Origin of the sequence: Dokdonia sp. Hel_I_53 (genome assembly GCF_007827465.1) — a bacterium.
Taxonomy (GTDB): domain Bacteria; phylum Bacteroidota; class Bacteroidia; order Flavobacteriales; family Flavobacteriaceae; genus Dokdonia.
On record NZ_VISL01000001.1, the window covers coordinates 764,281 to 779,612 of the forward strand.

12 protein-coding genes are annotated in these 15,332 nt (G+C 36.0%); 10 read left to right on the plus strand and 2 right to left on the minus strand.

Annotation, left to right across the window (positions count from 1 at the left end):
• Nucleotides 1-62 precede the first annotated feature (62 nt).
• Nucleotides 63-2,873 carry a M16 family metallopeptidase gene (locus OD90_RS03285; RefSeq protein WP_261374527.1) on the plus strand — a complete coding sequence of 937 codons (2,811 nt, stop codon included), beginning with the start codon at nucleotides 63-65 and terminating at the stop codon, nucleotides 2,871-2,873.
• A gap of 208 nt (nucleotides 2,874-3,081) precedes the next feature.
• Here OD90_RS03285 and OD90_RS03290 read toward each other — a convergent pair whose 3' ends face one another.
• Nucleotides 3,082-3,264 carry a hypothetical protein gene (locus OD90_RS03290; protein WP_144669629.1) on the minus strand — a complete coding sequence of 61 codons (183 nt, stop codon included), beginning with the start codon at nucleotides 3,262-3,264 and terminating at the stop codon, nucleotides 3,082-3,084.
• A gap of 146 nt (nucleotides 3,265-3,410) precedes the next feature.
• On the opposite strand from OD90_RS03290, the gene fumC reads away from it, so the two are divergent.
• Nucleotides 3,411-4,796, plus strand: a complete 1,386-nt coding sequence (fumC, locus tag OD90_RS03295; RefSeq protein ID WP_144666523.1) for a class II fumarate hydratase — start codon at nucleotides 3,411-3,413, stop codon at nucleotides 4,794-4,796.
• Between the two features lie 107 nt (nucleotides 4,797-4,903).
• On the plus strand, nucleotides 4,904-6,241 hold the full coding sequence (locus OD90_RS03300; protein ID WP_144666526.1) for a 7TM-DISM domain-containing protein: 1,338 nt from the start codon (nucleotides 4,904-4,906) through the stop codon (nucleotides 6,239-6,241).
• Here the strand turns inward: OD90_RS03300 and ccsA are convergent.
• Nucleotides 6,222-9,548, minus strand: a complete 3,327-nt coding sequence (gene ccsA / locus OD90_RS03305) for a cytochrome c biogenesis protein CcsA (protein WP_144666529.1) — start codon at nucleotides 9,546-9,548, stop codon at nucleotides 6,222-6,224. The genes OD90_RS03300 and ccsA overlap by 20 nt on opposite strands.
• A gap of 209 nt (nucleotides 9,549-9,757) precedes the next feature.
• Between ccsA and OD90_RS03310 the strand changes: the two genes are divergently transcribed.
• Genes OD90_RS03310 through OD90_RS03340 form a run of 7 tightly spaced genes read left to right on the plus strand, consistent with a single transcriptional unit; the run spans nucleotide 9,758 to nucleotide 15,273 of the window.
• The gene (locus tag OD90_RS03310; RefSeq protein ID WP_144666533.1) at nucleotides 9,758-10,528 is read left to right on the plus strand and encodes a Rossmann-like and DUF2520 domain-containing protein; all 771 of its coding nucleotides are present in this window, start codon (nucleotides 9,758-9,760) and stop codon (nucleotides 10,526-10,528) included.
• Complete coding sequence (locus tag OD90_RS03315; protein WP_144666536.1) at nucleotides 10,512-11,051, plus strand: KdsC family phosphatase; 540 nt, start codon at nucleotides 10,512-10,514, stop codon at nucleotides 11,049-11,051. The genes OD90_RS03310 and OD90_RS03315 overlap by 17 nt, the downstream gene beginning before the upstream one ends.
• Before the next feature lie 60 nt (nucleotides 11,052-11,111).
• Complete coding sequence (locus OD90_RS03320; RefSeq protein ID WP_144666538.1) at nucleotides 11,112-12,008, plus strand: geranylgeranylglycerol-phosphate geranylgeranyltransferase; 897 nt, start codon at nucleotides 11,112-11,114, stop codon at nucleotides 12,006-12,008.
• Entirely contained in the window at nucleotides 12,001-12,588 is a 588-nt protein-coding gene (locus OD90_RS03325; RefSeq protein ID WP_144666541.1) for a Maf-like protein, read from the plus strand. Before OD90_RS03320 ends, OD90_RS03325 begins: the two co-directional genes overlap by 8 nt.
• A gap of 34 nt (nucleotides 12,589-12,622) precedes the next feature.
• Nucleotides 12,623-13,579 (plus strand): septum formation inhibitor Maf, encoded by a 957-nt coding sequence (locus tag OD90_RS03330; RefSeq protein ID WP_144666544.1) that lies wholly within the window; start codon nucleotides 12,623-12,625, stop codon nucleotides 13,577-13,579.
• 2 nt (nucleotides 13,580-13,581) lie between these two features.
• On the plus strand, nucleotides 13,582-14,706 hold the full coding sequence (corA, locus tag OD90_RS03335; protein ID WP_186434705.1) for a magnesium/cobalt transporter CorA: 1,125 nt from the start codon (nucleotides 13,582-13,584) through the stop codon (nucleotides 14,704-14,706).
• Between the two features lie 3 nt (nucleotides 14,707-14,709).
• Nucleotides 14,710-15,273: a mechanosensitive ion channel domain-containing protein gene (locus OD90_RS03340; RefSeq protein WP_144666550.1), complete on the plus strand. Its 564-nt coding sequence runs from the start codon at nucleotides 14,710-14,712 to the stop codon at nucleotides 15,271-15,273.
• Nucleotides 15,274-15,332 lie beyond the last annotated feature (59 nt).

A 15,332-nucleotide genomic window follows, 5' to 3' on the forward strand; every position in this document is an offset into this window, starting at 1 on the left:
AAACATAAAAACAAATGAAATTCAACTATTTAGGACTGGTAGTCGCTGCCGGTTTATTGACCATGACCTCTTGTGCGGGAGACAAAGATGTTGCAATCGCAGAAGAAGCAGATCTATCCATTGATTACGAAAAGTATGAATTAGAAAATGGGCTAGATGTGATCCTACACAAGGACAGTAGCGATCCTATTGTGTCGTTAGCCATACAGTATGGAGTAGGCTCTAACCGTGAAAAAACTGGACGTACTGGATTTGCTCACCTTTTTGAGCACATGCTCTTTCAAGAGTCTGAAAATGTACCTCAAGATCAATTCTTTAAATTAGTACAAGATGCTGGAGGAACCTTAAATGGCGGTACATGGAAAGATGGAACCGTTTATTACGAAGTAGTGCCTAACAATGCCTTAGAAACAGTCCTGTGGTTAGAATCTGATCGTATGGGGTTCCTTATCAACACGGTGACAGAATCTGCTTTTTACAATCAACAGGAAGTAGTACAGAACGAAAAAAGACAACGTGTTGACAACAACCCGTATGGTCATACAAGCTGGGTATTAGATAAAAATGTATATCCAGAAGGGCATCCGTATAACTGGCAAGTAATTGGAGAACTAGAAGATCTTCAAAATGCTACAGTAGAGGATGTAAAAGAGTTTTACGATAAATTTTACGGGCCTAACAATGCGACCTTAGTTCTTGCAGGTGATTTTGATACTGCAGAAGCAAAAAAACTGGTTGAAAAGTATTTTGGGGAAATTAAGAGAAGACAAGAAGTCACTCCTCTTGAGCCACAACCAGTAACCATTTCTGAGACTAAAAAACTATACCACGAAGATAATTTTGCACAAGCGCCACAACTCCATAGAGTATATGCCACAGTAGAGCAATATACGGATGACGCGTATGCGCTGGATTTTTTATCAGAGATTCTTTCAAGTGGAAAAAAAGCACCGCTTTATAAAGTACTTGTAAAAGAAAAAGACTTAACCTCAAGAACACTAGCCTATAATAATAGTCAAGAGTTAGCTGGTGAGTTTCATATCATTATCACAGCAAATAGTGGAGTAGATCTCGACCAAGTAGAGGCAGGTGTAGACGAAGCCATTGCAAAGTTTGAAGCTGAAGGAGCTACAGATCGAGATATTGAGCGTATTAAGGCAGGTTTAGAAACACAATTTTATAACGGTATAAGCAGTGTAAATGGAAAAGCTTTTCAGCTAGCTAATTACAATGTATTTGCTGGTGAGCCTAATTTTATAGAAAAAGATATCGAAAACATCAAAGCGGTTACTAAAGAAGATGTAATGCGCGTATTTAATACCTACATTAAGAATAAGCCCTTTGTACAAACGAGTTTTGTTCCTAAGGGAGAACTTGATCTTATTGTAGAAAACTCTACCAGAGCAGCTGTTGTAGAGGAGGAAATTAAAGAAAATGTAGAGAAAAAAGTAGAAGATGCTGTTGCTACAGTTGCAAAAACACCTTCTAAAATTGACCGTTCTGTGGCTCCAACAACTAGAAAAGCACCTGCCCTTAAAGTGCCTAGTGCATGGGAAGCGACACTCTCTAACGATATGAAAGTGTACGGAATATCTCAAGATGAGATACCTACTGTAAATTTCAGCCTAGTGATGGATGGTGGTCATTTACTAGACAATATGGAAAAGAACGGTGTAGCAAATCTCATGACAGATATCATGATGGAAGGTACGGCTACAAAAACTCCAGAAGAGCTTGAAGAGGCCATTGAACTACTAGGCGCTAGTATAAATATGTATACTACCCGAGAGTCAATTGTAATACAGGGAAATACGCTTACGCGAAATTTTGATAAGACCATGGATTTAGTAGAAGAGATTCTATTAGAGCCTCGCTGGGATGAAGAAGAGCTAGGACGTATCAAAACTGCTACCATTAATGGCATTAAACGATCTGCAGCAAACCCGAATACAGTAGCACGTAATGTATACAATAAAGTACTTTATGGGGATGATCATATCTTTAGCTACCCTACCAGCGGTACTGAAGCCTCAGTAAGTGCAATCACCATGCAAGATCTTAAAGATTTTTATGCGACAAATTTCTCACCGTCTATAAGTCGTTTTCATGTAGTAGGTAAGATTGATAAAGACACAGCACTTTCTGCTCTCACAGATCTTGAAGATAAGTGGAAAGCTAAGGATGTGACCATTCCAGAATTTCCAGTTAAAGAACAGCGTGATAAATCCTCACTCCTTTTTGTAGATATTCCTAATGCTAAGCAATCTGTAATTAATATTGGTTACATAGGTCTTCCAAGAACAAGTGAAGACTTCTACCCTGCAGAGGTGATGAATTACAAATTAGGAGGATCTTTCTCTGGTGCTGTAAATATGGTTCTTAGAGAGGAAAAAGGGTATACTTATGGTGCTAGAACTCGTTTTAGCGGTTCAAAAATCCCAGGAACTTTTACAGCTTCCTCAAGTGTACGTACTAATACTACTGGAGAATCAGTTCAGATTTTTAAGGATGAGATTAACAAGTACAAAGAAGGTATTTCTGAAGAAGACTTAGCCTTTACAAAAAATGCCTTAATCAAATCAAACGCTCGTCGTTTTGAAACACAATCTGCGCTCTTGGGAATGTTACAAGAACGATCTGCTTACGACCTTGACAGTAATTATATAGAGAAGGAAGAAGATGTAATACGTAATATGACTCTAGAACAGCATAAAACACTGGCCAATAAATATCTTGATGAAGATAAAATGGCGTACCTCGTGGTAGGGGATGCTGCTACCCAATTTTCTCAATTTAAAGACATGGGCTTCGATGAAGTAAAAATGTTAGATAAAGATGGGAACGAAATCGATCTTAAGGATGTGAAGCAATAAATGCTAACTAATCAACCAATTCTAAAAGGAGTTTCAGCAATGGAACTCCTTTTTTTTTGCTTTCGCGAAAGCAATATCTATTTTTAATACAGACACTGGTCGTATGTAGGCTTTGCTATAAATAAATTACGTAAGGAAAAGGCATTAAAAAACCTCCAGTGACAGCTAGCCATTGGAGGTTTTAAATTTTCGCGAAAGCGATATATGCTTATCTGTTTGCTGCTTCTCTTTTGAGTCTGCGTTCCTCACGCTTTTCTTTCATAAATTCAATAAATGAACCACCTACCCAGTAAGGAATTACGAAAGTAAGCAAGAATATCATTAACCAGAATCCGATTGTAAGGATTGTTAAGAATGCAAGAAAACCTAAATATTGGTCAAAATCAAACATGAATTGTGTCTTTTGTATTTGAAGCAAAGATAATTGATAATGTTGATGTGATGCAAGATAAAAAACAGATTTATTGACAGCTTATCAACGATGAAAAAAGAGGACAAATCCTTAAATTTGTTTCATCAAAATAAAAATCGACAACAATGGCATATAGAATTGAAAAAGATACAATGGGTGAGGTACAAGTACCTGCAGATAAATTATGGGGTGCACAAACAGAACGTTCTCGTAACAATTTTAAAATAGGAGCTCCCGCTTCTATGCCTATTGAAATCGTACATGGTTTTGCTATTTTGAAGAAAGCTGCTGCCTATACTAATTGTGAGCTAGGAGCCTTAGATGAAAAAAAAAGAGATCTTATTGCACAGGTATGCGACGAGATTTTAACAGGCATGCATGATGATCAATTTCCATTAGTGATCTGGCAAACAGGTTCTGGTACGCAAAGTAACATGAATGTAAATGAAGTGATTGCAAATAGAGCGCACCAACTCGCTGGAAAAAAAATAGGAGAAGGAGAAAAGACACTGGCTCCTAATGACGATGTAAACAAATCACAATCATCTAATGATACGTTTCCTACTGGAATGCATATCGCAGCCTATAAGAAAATTGTAGAAAACACCATTCCCGGAGTTACAAAACTTAGAGACACACTTAAGCAAAAGTCTAATGATTTTAAAGATGTTGTAAAAATAGGTCGCACGCATTTAATGGATGCTACTCCCCTCACCTTAGGACAAGAATTTTCTGGATATGTCTCTCAATTAGATCACGGATTAAAGGCTTTAAAAAATACATTAGACCATCTCTCTGAACTTGCACTAGGAGGTACTGCCGTAGGAACAGGCCTAAACACTCCAAAAGGGTACTCTGAAAAAGTTGCCGAATACATGGCCGAATTTTCTGGTCATCCTTTTAAAACGGCTCCAAATAAATTTGAGGCATTAGCGGCACACGATGCACTTGTTGAAACACACGGTGCGCTCAAACAGCTTGCGGTATCCATAAATAAAATTGCTAATGATATACGACTTATGGCCTCTGGTCCACGTAGTGGAATCGGTGAGATCACAATACCTGCAAATGAACCAGGTTCTTCTATTATGCCTGGAAAAGTAAATCCTACACAGTGTGAAGCCATTACAATGGTATGTGCACAAGTAATGGGTAATGACGTGGCAGTTAGTGTAGGTGGTTTACAAGGGCACTATGAGCTCAATGTTTTTAAACCGATGATGGCGGCAAACGTGTTACAATCTGCACAACTCATAGGAGATGCTTGTGTTTCATTTTCTGAGCACTGTGCCTCTGGTATTGAACCGAATCACGCACGTATAAAAGAACTTTTAGAAAACTCCTTGATGCTTGTTACTGCGCTTAACACAAAAATAGGATATTACAAAGCGGCAGAAATAGCAAATACAGCTCATGCAAACGGTACTACCTTAAAAACTGAAGCTGTAAATCTGGGCTATGTTACTGCAGAGGAATTTGATGAATGGGTAAGACCTGAGGATATGGTGTAATATATGTTAACAAACTACTATTCTTTCGATTAAACGCGCAAAATATCCGTTAAAAGTTCATTATAATCATTAATTGTCTTATAATTGTATTCCCAAATTGTAAGACAATGAGATTGTTAGTGGTCTTTATGACCTTAATTTTGTCAAGCTCTACTGATGAGTTAGACTTGTATTCTTATTATAGAGACGTAACTGGAGATTTAACGTTTGAAGATGTAAAGTTTAAGAATTTTACAGATAGCAAGACTAATAATCTAGGAGCGGCTAATGGTGTCTATTGGTTCAAAATAAAGGAAAGTATAGGTCCGAGGTCGATCTTAGAAATGCGTAGTGCCCATGTAAATGGATTGACATTATATGATAGCGCTAATACTGTTGTTCAACCTATGGATGACACGCGTTTTCCTTCATATTTTTTAATAAATAAGCAGCTTACATACCCACTATATTTAAAATCTAACTTTCCATTAGAAGCATATTTCCCCATACACATATTAACAGAAAGTAGTTTTGCAAGCAATGATAAGCATAGTTTTCTTGGAATAGGTTTATTTTACGGAACTGCAATTGCACTACTAATAGCCACACTTACGTTCTTTTTTATAGTTAGAAACACTCAATTTTTAGTGTTTGCTGTACTCATAGTGGCTATAATTTTAAGCGTTATTGGAAAAGATAATATTCTTTATTTCTTTAATTTTCCTTACGAAGTGTCATCAATTTTGGAAGCAGTGGGACATTGCATCGTAGGTCTTTCTGCCACATGTTTTATGATGTTTTATTTAAGAATTAGACCTCACCAGCAATGGATAAAATGGGCAATGCTTTCCATGAGCTCTGTATCTGTTCTAGCCCTTGTCATATTTGCAATATCTGGAAACCTGTATGCTTATTCAATTGTTGATATAAGCGGTTTAATAACCGTGGGATTCATGTGGGTACTTATCCTCATTATTGCAAAAGGAATAAGAAGGCTTACATTAGTATTTGTCTATAGCATTAATTTATTTTTTATTACAGACATATTCATTTTTCATACCTACGGTATTGAAATAGTAAAATTTGGTATTACTGGAATTTCAATTCTTGCAATTTCTAATTTTACTCTAATTGCCGTATTACTTTTATTCTCATTAAAGAATATCCAAACAAGCGGCGTGATTATGAAACATCGAATCAAATTGTATGTAGAGCGACTTAAGGAGCTTGATAATTACAAGATTATTCAAGATGCAAATGACGAATATTTAGAGTCTCTTATCTACCAATATAAACTAGAAAATATAGAAGTTAAAGTGTTAGGTGATATATCTAAAGGGTTAAGCAATGATCATATCGCTCATAAATACAATCTTACAGAAGAAAAGCTTCAAAACATCACTAACGCCCTCTACTTAAAATTAGGGTTAGAATCTAGTAAAGATATTACCCAACTTGCACACTAGTGCTTTTTGATTTCTTATAATGCTTTTTATATTTCCAAAAAGAAAGTATCCCAATTACAGCTATTACCGCTAATGATATTAGTATTTTTTGACTAGCAATGTCTCCTCCACTTTGATATGCGTGGAGTCCTGATAAGTAATAATTCACACCAAAATAAGTGAATAAGATACTTCCTAGTGAAAGAATGGATAAAAAGTTAAATAACCATCTACCTCTCAATCCTGGAATTAATCGCATATGGATCACAAATGCATAGACGATGAGTGAAATCAAAGCCCATGTTTCTTTAGGGTCCCAACCCCAATAACGCCCCCAACTTTCGTTAGCCCATTGCCCCCCTAGAAAGGTTCCTATGGCTAGTAATACCATCCCTACAGTAAGGGCCATTTCATTAATAATAGTAAGCTCCTTAATGTTAAGGTCCATTTTTTTCTTATTTTTCTCTGTCGTGAAAATCATTAAAAACAAAGAAACAAGTCCTAATATAGCTCCAAGCGTAAAAGGTCCATAACTAGCCACTATAACGGCTGTATGAATCATTAACCAATAACTATTGAGTACGGCTTGTAAATTTGCGATTTCTGGATTCATCCAGTTCATAGAAGCTGCCCATAATATAAATCCAGCTACAAACGCAGTACTCGCTACAGTGAGCATACTTTTACGCCCAAAACCTAACCCAAAGAACATTGTCGCCCATCCTACATATAGCACAGATTCATAGGCATCACTCCAAGGAGCATGACCAGAAATATACCATCTCCAGATAAGAGCACCAGTATGTATTGTAAAAAGAAGTATTACAAGTGCTAGGCCAATTTTAATCATTGTACTTACAAATCTGTTCTCTTTAAAAATAGCCGTTATAACAAACATCATCATAAAGAAAGCCGCAAGCATATACATCCAGTACAGCTTTTTAAACACATCGTATTTGTTATACAAAATCTCTGCATCAACCTTCTCTGCAGAGGGCATAATGTCATTACTATTCTTTCTTTGAAATTTTTCAATACCTGCAAGAACCTTATCCGCATCAGAATAGTCTCCAGAAGTTCTACCTTTCTTAAGACTTAATAAATATGCAGGAAAGATCTGATTTGCTATGACAGAGTCTGTTGCTCTAAAGCCTGCGTCTTTCACTTCAATAGGTGATAGCCATTTATTATTAGCATCATCAGGTTTTGGGAAAATTTTTAAAATTTCTTTAACCAGCGTTCGATCTAATAATCCAAGGCGCTGATCTACATCTGTAAACTCTTTTGCTATTTTTGTTTGATTGATTTCTGCGTAGGCTTCTGGGAGAAAAGGAGCCAACTTGTAATTAAATGTAGGTTGGGTAAAAAAGTCTATTTGCTTAAAATATTTTCTGTCTGAGGGCACGCCCACAACGTTACGTAAACTATCATTCCCTTTTTTGAGGTAGATAAGTTCTGCAAATGTCCATATCTGTGGATTTTCCATCATAGACAACATGACTTGATCTGCGGTTAATCCTTCGTAAGTATCACTCCTACTGAGTTTACGTAATAGCATACTAGAAAAAGTATTGATAGGCATCATACGGCCTCCATCTTCTTGTATTATAAGTCTACCAAACTTCTCTGCATGCGCTATTGGCACCGCATTTTCAACAATAAGCTTTTTGATTTCCTCTTGAGAAGGCATCGTCTGTTGATGTGTCTCTGTAGTGTGACTATCCAGTCCTAGAATATCTCCTATATTTTCAGAGGAGGTAGCAATGGTGTCTTGAATAACTACATTCCCTTTAGATACCTCGTTAGAAGCACTTGACATGTCTTCTTGTGCGACTATTGTATTCGCTTTCGCGAAAGCGAACATAATTAAAAGTAATGCCAGCTTAGATTTTTTTACTTTTACTTTATCCAACATTCTTTTCAAATCTCCAAAACGTGATCCCTTATCAAACAAAATCATCATTAATCCTAAGTATAATAGGAAATAGCCAATGTAGGTTACCCAAGTACCCCAGAAGTCATGGCTTACAGATAGGATTGTACCACTCTCATCAGGAAAAAAACTTGCTTGAAAAAAGCGAAATCCCTTATGATCTAATACGTGATTCATATAAATATCATAATCAAACGTGTTCTCCGGATCCTCAACCGTAATCTTACTTTCAAAAGAAGCATAGCTGTTTTCAGTTCCAGGGTAGCGCTCTGCTATAAAGTCGTTTAATTTGATAGAAAAAGGCAGTGGTAAGGCCTTGCTCCCGTAAGAAAGATATAGCTTATGCCCGCCAATTTGTAGCTCTTTTTTATCATTACTATAACCACGACCACCTAATAAACCTATAGTTTTAGTCTCTCCATTAACAGACACGTTTACAAACAATGCATCTTCTTGAGTCTTTTCTTTGACCTCCTTTTCTACAATTCCAGTTTTACCTTTTATAGCAGGCTCAGGAATGACAAATTGTACACCGCCGCCTAAATTGTACAATGCTCTAAGATTGAGAGGAGCTTCTACGTTCTCGACTACTATACTTTCAGTTTGAGTTGCCATGACCGTATTAGTACCACCAAAGGGAGTCTTGATGGTATAATTTTCTCCATCAAAATTGATATTAACAGCACCATCTTGTGGAGCGTTAAATGCATAGAGCACATTATGAATACTTACCACTTCACCTTCTACAAGAAAATGTTCATGTCTTGTCCCGTCACCTGCTTCTACTATTTTGAGGTGATACACACCGTTTACATCTTCAACAAATCCATCTTCTGCGCCATCTATAAATTTATTAAATGAAAAAGTGAAATTTGTTTTATCATTTCTATCTGTTGTGCTGTGCGCAAAATCCTCTGTCCAAGTGAAATCATTATCTAGCCTTGGAGATAAGCTCAATTCCTTTTCGATTTGACGACGCATAGGTTGCCCATTTTGCTCTCCATCAATAAAAACTTGTAAATATGTTTTCTCACTCAAAAAAGTGCTTTCTGAAGCTCCCTCCTCAATTGGCATTACCCCTTCATAACTAATATATCTAGTAATACCAGCTCCAAATAGTATGAGAATAAACGAACTATGAAAAATAAGTGTGGTGATTTTCTCTTTTCGCAGCAAGTTATATCGAGTGATATTTCCAATAAAGTTGATAACAAAAAGCACATGAATAGCTGTAAACCACCAAGCGTCATATATATAATATCTAGAATATGGAGTAGGTGATGTTTCTTGACCTTGGTCTAGAAATGTTCCTACTGCCATAGCTACAAAGTAAACAATAAACAATAAGCCTAGAAGGCGTGTAGAGAATAAAATAGAGGCGATTTTCTTTTGCATAAGACAGGCAAATTTTACCGGCGCAAAGATAAACCACAGCGTTCTAATAACCTTAAATGTGTCATTCATAAAAATTGAAAGCTATGATGCTTACGTATGCTAATTGCACAGAATAAGTGTAGGGAATATTTTGGCAGGCTTTTTATCAATTTCTGATCCTTTTAATCAATGCCGCTACCCTATTTCTTTAAAGCTTATTTTTGCAGTATATGACAACCATAAACATTATTGGTACTGGAAATGTGGCTTGGCACCTTGCAAGAGCTTTTGGCTCTAAAAATGAGGTTATTGTCATGCAAATTGCAGGTCGAAACCATAAAAAACTTGAAGCTTTTAAGGATTTTACACGTGAACTTGTGAGCATATCACAACTCGTCCCTGCAGATGTGACAATAGTTGCTGTAAGTGACGATTCTATTAATAATGTATACAATAAAATACCTTTTCAGGATCAACTCGTGGTACATACCTCTGGTTTTACAGAAATGCTTTCGCGAAAGCATACAAGTAATCACACCGGTGTTTTTTATCCGTTACAAAGTTTTTCTAAAGAAGATACTGAGTTATCTTTTAAAGAAATCCCAATACTCATTGAGGCGGCTGATGATAAAAATGAAAAAACTTTAAGAGTTTTAGCTGATGTCATTAGTGATAACGTGCAAGTGATAAACAGTAATCAACGCAAGCATTTGCACCTTGCTGCTGTATTTGCAAATAACTTTACAAACTATTGTTATACCATTGCAGAGGATATTTGCAAGCAAAATGAAATTCCCTTTGATACCTTACACCCGTTACTTTTAAAAACCTCAGAAAAGGCAATACAAAATGGACCTAAACAAAGTCAGACTGGTCCCGCTAAGCGTAATGACTTAAACGTAATCAACACACAGCAAGAATTAATCAAAGATCCCACACACAAAAGGGTCTATGAGACAATAACAAAAGCAATACAACATTTGTATGGAGAAAAGCTATAAAGAATATCTACATAAAGTCACAACCTTTATTTTTGACGTAGACGGTGTTTTAACAGATGGATCATTACATATAACCTCAGAAGGACATATGCATCGTACTATGAATGTAAAGGATGGTTACGCGATGAAAGAAGCACTTAATCAAGGTTTTAATGTTTCAATAATTTCTGGAGGAACAGATGAAGGTGTCAGGTCTAGATTACAGGCACTAGGAATTGAAGATGTTGCACTAGGTGCTCATAATAAAATAGAGTACCTTCAATCTTATATTGATTCTAAAAAAATTAATCTTGAGCATGTATTGTATATGGGAGATGATCTCCCTGATTATCCAGTAATGTTAAAAGTAGGATTGCCTAGTTGTCCTCAAGATGCGGTAAAAGAAATCAAAGAGATATCTAAATACGTTTCACATAAAAGCGGCGGAAAAGGCTGCGTACGTGACGTTATAGAACAAGTACTAAAAGTGCAAGGCAAATGGATGACTGGCACTACCACCTTTGATGCACGACTAAAGAAGTAAGGCTAATTTCATCCTTGTGGATATAAAACCTATTTCTCAGTAATTTAAACCTACCTCCTATTGGCCTATTTAAAAATCATAAGACCTTTTAATCTCTTAATGATTTTTATGACGCAAGGCGTGCTTCATATTTCTTTTAACTATTTGCAACGCGCATCAGGCTCTATAATCCATACTGATTTTATAGTTCTTACACTTAGTACTCTTTTTATTGCTGCCGGTGGGTATGTTATAAATGATTTTTTTGATATCAAAGCAGATCGAATCAATAAGCCTGATGAGCTTTACATTACAAAAGATATCTCAAAATCTAAAGCGCTTCTATTTTATTGCTGTCTTACGTTTGTAGGAATATCACTAGGTGTTTTACTTTGTTATAGCGTTGGGGTTCCTGTTTATAGCCTCTTGTTTTTTGCAATTGCAATACTCTTATATATATACTCATTTTTTCTACAAAGAATTGCATTAGTAGGCAATTTGGTCATTAGTATATTAATTGGCTTTTCACTGTACATCATTTTCCTTATTGAAACTATCAAGACTGATATGAGTGAGATAGCAGCAGCTTTTACGTTTATGGTTGTACTTGCTATCTTTATTAATTTTATCCGTGAGATTATAAAAGACATACAGGACATGAAAGGTGATTACAGTATGGGCTATCAAACGCTACCTATTCTATTAGGAATCAAAAGAACACTCACAATTTGTACATTTATATGTCTGGCCTTAGTTTTTAATAGTGCTTTGTTCGCCTTTATATCGTTTAGAGGTTGTTATATAGCAATGGCACTTATACTTTTTGGAGTATCGTTGCCACTGGCATATTTAAGTAGTCTATGCTTCAATGCAACTACAGCCTCTGAGTTAAAAAAACTGGCGAGACTACTAAAATTGACAATGCTTATGGGAATAATTTTAATTCCTTTTATCATATACTTTTATACTAATGCTTAGAGAAAAATTAAAAAATCACAACGTAATTCTTGCATCAGGTTCACCTCGCAGGCAACAGTTTTTTAAAGAATTAGAATTAGACTACACAATTGACACAAAACCTATTGATGAAGTGTTTCCACCACACCTTAAGGGTACTCAAATTACAGATCATTTATCACAGTTAAAAGCAAGTGCTTTTACAGCACTAAAGCCAAATGACATTTTAGTTACCAGCGATACAATCGTATGGTTTAATAACAAAGCGCTTAATAAACCCAAGGATCGTAAAGAAGCTTTCCAGATGATTTCAGACCTATCTGGTAACACCCACGAGGTGATTACTTCTGTATCATTCACGATGCTAGATAAACAAGTCACAATTAATGATACCACTAGAGTAACTTTCAAAGAACTCACTAAGGACGAAATAGCCTATTATATAGATAACTTTGAGCCCTATGATAAAGCAGGTGGGTATGGTATTCAAGAATGGTTTGGTTACATAGCTGTAACTCGAATTGAAGGATCTTATTTCAATGTAATGGGAATGCCCTTAGACAAAGTATATAAAACGTTAATGGAAATTGGCACTACCTAGGTTTTACGTAGCTTTATCTTTAAAATCAAAATCTATGTTTGCTAGAAATAAGAACGTTCTTTTTACTCAAAAGATACTCCTTTTGTTAGGGTATGTTATATTCTTGAGTTTTACGGGATGCAAAGAAAATGTGGAGGATTCCCCCGCTTTCGCGAAAGCAAAAAAAGCCCCCCCCACTACCCTTTCTCCAGCTACCTCACAGCGCATATTATCACAAGAGTGGCAAGACTATTGGTACGCGGGTAAAGCAGAAATCACATCATACAAACTCTCTCAGTCAAGGTATGGTCAACTGAGAGAAGGTACTGCTGCATTAATTTACGTGACAGAAGATTTCCTGCCTAATGAGCAGGTAAAAGCAAATAGACAAGCGGCTAGTACTATTCCTGTTTTAAAACTTAACACCACAAAAAAATTTATAACAGGTATATATCCTTACTCAGTGATGAACAGTACGTTTTATCCTGTAAAAGATGCAACACACGCTCTTAAAATATCGCAAAGCATTCAAGAGTGGTGTGGTCATGTATATATGCAATTAAATACTAGAGAAGATTTTAAAATTGACTCTCACTCATATTTTGAAGGAGAAGCAGATCAAAATGTAACTCTACCACTAGCTATTCTTGAGAATGAGCTCTGGACGCAAATACGCCTCAACCCAGCAGCATTACCTACAGGGAAGCTTGATATAATTCCAAATTTTGAGTTTATCCAAATGCGACACGCAGAACTCAAAGCCTATAGCGCAACAGCTACTTTGAACGAAGATAAGTATGTGATTGAATATTCAAAACTTAAAAGGAAAGTTACCATCTTTTTTAATCCCCTGTTTCCTCATATCATAGAAGGTTGGGAAGAAACCTACCAAGATACACGAGGTGGATCTGTAATGACAACCTCTGCAAAGAAAATCACCACTATAAAAAGTGATTATTGGAATAAAAATCGCACTGCAGACGAATATTTGCGAGAAAATCTAGAGTTATAATTATGAAGCGACTTGCAAAAAATCTCTCTAAAGTAAACCCTATCAAACTAGGAAATTCTCTAGGCGATAGCTTAAAGAAAAATATTATTAAAGAAAAAATGTCTCATGCACCTGGTCATGTTGTGTATACGGGATCAAAGGAAATTAAAGATGTACTCATAGACGTTTTTGATTACAACACGCATAATTTTGATGAAGAAACAATATCAGAACTCAACTCGTATGTAAAGGATATCGATGAAAAAACAGTCACTTGGATCAATGTAAATGGATTAAGTGATACCGCTGCGCTTAATGACATAGCTATCAAATATGATTTGCATACACTCGTTATGGAAGATGTTGCAAACACTAGCCAGCGCCCCAAATTAGACGAGTATCCAGACCAGCTATTTGTGGTTTTCAAGATGCTCTATTATGATGGAGACAACAAACTGAATACTGAACATATAAGCTTGATATTGGGGAAAGCCTATGTTTTATTAATGCAAGAGTATGATGGAGATGTTTTTGATGGTGTAAGAGATCGCATACGTCACAGCAAAGGGAGGTTAAGAAGTCAAGGTGCAGATTATCTTATGTATGCATTAATGGATGCGGTCATTGATAATTACTTTATGGTGATAGAAACATTAAGTGATAAACTCGAAGTTCTTGAAGAACAGATATACGAATGTAGCTCAGAAAATTATTCTCAAGATATACAACGTCTCAAAAAAGAGGTCGTGCAAGTGCGTCGAAGTATTTTTCCCTTACGAGAAGTAGTTAATAAATTAGAAAAGGTAGATAATCATTTAATGTCAAAAAAAACACAGCTCTTTGTGAGAGACCTCTATGATCACACCATACAAGTAATTGAAACTGTAGAAATCTATAGAGATACCATAGCTGGATTAATGGATATGAACTCCACAAACATTGCAAACCGTATGAATGAAGTGATGAAAGTGCTAACGATCGTTGCAACTATTTTTATACCCATGACCTTTCTAGCCGGTATTTATGGGATGAATTTTGAATACATACCTGAACTCACAAACCCCAATGGTTATTTCTATTTCTGGGGAGCAATGGTTGTAATATTTTTTGCATCACTTATCTATTTTAAACGTAAAAAATGGCTATAATCAATGGAGATTTATAGAAATGAAATTATTCAAAGTGCTGTTGTTTTTGCTATACTAGTAATTATTCATGTAGTGACCTCATTATTTGTACGCCGTTTTTCCTTGCGTAAAAATAAAGTTGCAAAACGAGCTAACCTCATCATGAAGTATGTAGATAGCATTCTAGTCATTTTGGGATTTATTATAAGTATTCTCATCTGGGGGATAAATATAAAAGACATTGGTGTTATCGCCTCTTCCATATTTGCGATTGTCGGGATTGGCTTTTTTGCACAATGGTCAGTGCTAAGCAACCTCACTTCTGGAGTCATTATTTTTTTTACTTTTCCTTACAAAATTGGGGATCGTATTAAAATACACGACAAGGACTTTCCTATTATCGCTATTATTGAAGATATTAAGGCTTTTCACATCAATTTACGTACAGAAGATGGTGGTTTACATACCTATCCTAATAGTTTAGTGCTACAAAAAGGGATAACCATGGTAGAAGAAGGAGTACAAACACGGATCACAGAAGTAGATGACCCTATCGATTTTGACGATTCTTTTAACAAGCCTGTATAACCGTTAAAGAAAACTTAAAGCGCGCACCTGCCCTAACCTTTTAGGTATATTTGAGAGGT

Excerpts from the sequence above, each read along its gene's own strand:
- OD90_RS03285 (WP_261374527.1), top strand. The coding sequence starts at position 63 with ATGACCTCTTGTGCGGGAGACAAAGATGTTGCAATCGCAGAAGAAGCA.
- OD90_RS03290 (WP_144669629.1), bottom strand. The coding sequence starts at position 3,264 with ATGTTTGATTTTGACCAATATTTAGGTTTTCTTGCATTCTTAACAATC.
- fumC (WP_144666523.1), top strand. The coding sequence starts at position 3,411 with ATGGCATATAGAATTGAAAAAGATACAATGGGTGAGGTACAAGTACCT.
- OD90_RS03300 (WP_144666526.1), top strand. The coding sequence starts at position 4,904 with ATGAGATTGTTAGTGGTCTTTATGACCTTAATTTTGTCAAGCTCTACT.
- ccsA (WP_144666529.1), bottom strand. The coding sequence starts at position 9,548 with ATGCAAAAGAAAATCGCCTCTATTTTATTCTCTACACGCCTTCTAGGC.
- OD90_RS03310 (WP_144666533.1), top strand. The coding sequence starts at position 9,758 with ATGACAACCATAAACATTATTGGTACTGGAAATGTGGCTTGGCACCTT.
- OD90_RS03315 (WP_144666536.1), top strand. The coding sequence starts at position 10,512 with ATGGAGAAAAGCTATAAAGAATATCTACATAAAGTCACAACCTTTATT.
- OD90_RS03325 (WP_144666541.1), top strand. The coding sequence starts at position 12,001 with ATGCTTAGAGAAAAATTAAAAAATCACAACGTAATTCTTGCATCAGGT.
- OD90_RS03330 (WP_144666544.1), top strand. The coding sequence starts at position 12,623 with ATGTTTGCTAGAAATAAGAACGTTCTTTTTACTCAAAAGATACTCCTT.
- corA (WP_186434705.1), top strand. The coding sequence starts at position 13,582 with ATGAAGCGACTTGCAAAAAATCTCTCTAAAGTAAACCCTATCAAACTA.
- OD90_RS03340 (WP_144666550.1), top strand. The coding sequence starts at position 14,710 with ATGGAGATTTATAGAAATGAAATTATTCAAAGTGCTGTTGTTTTTGCT.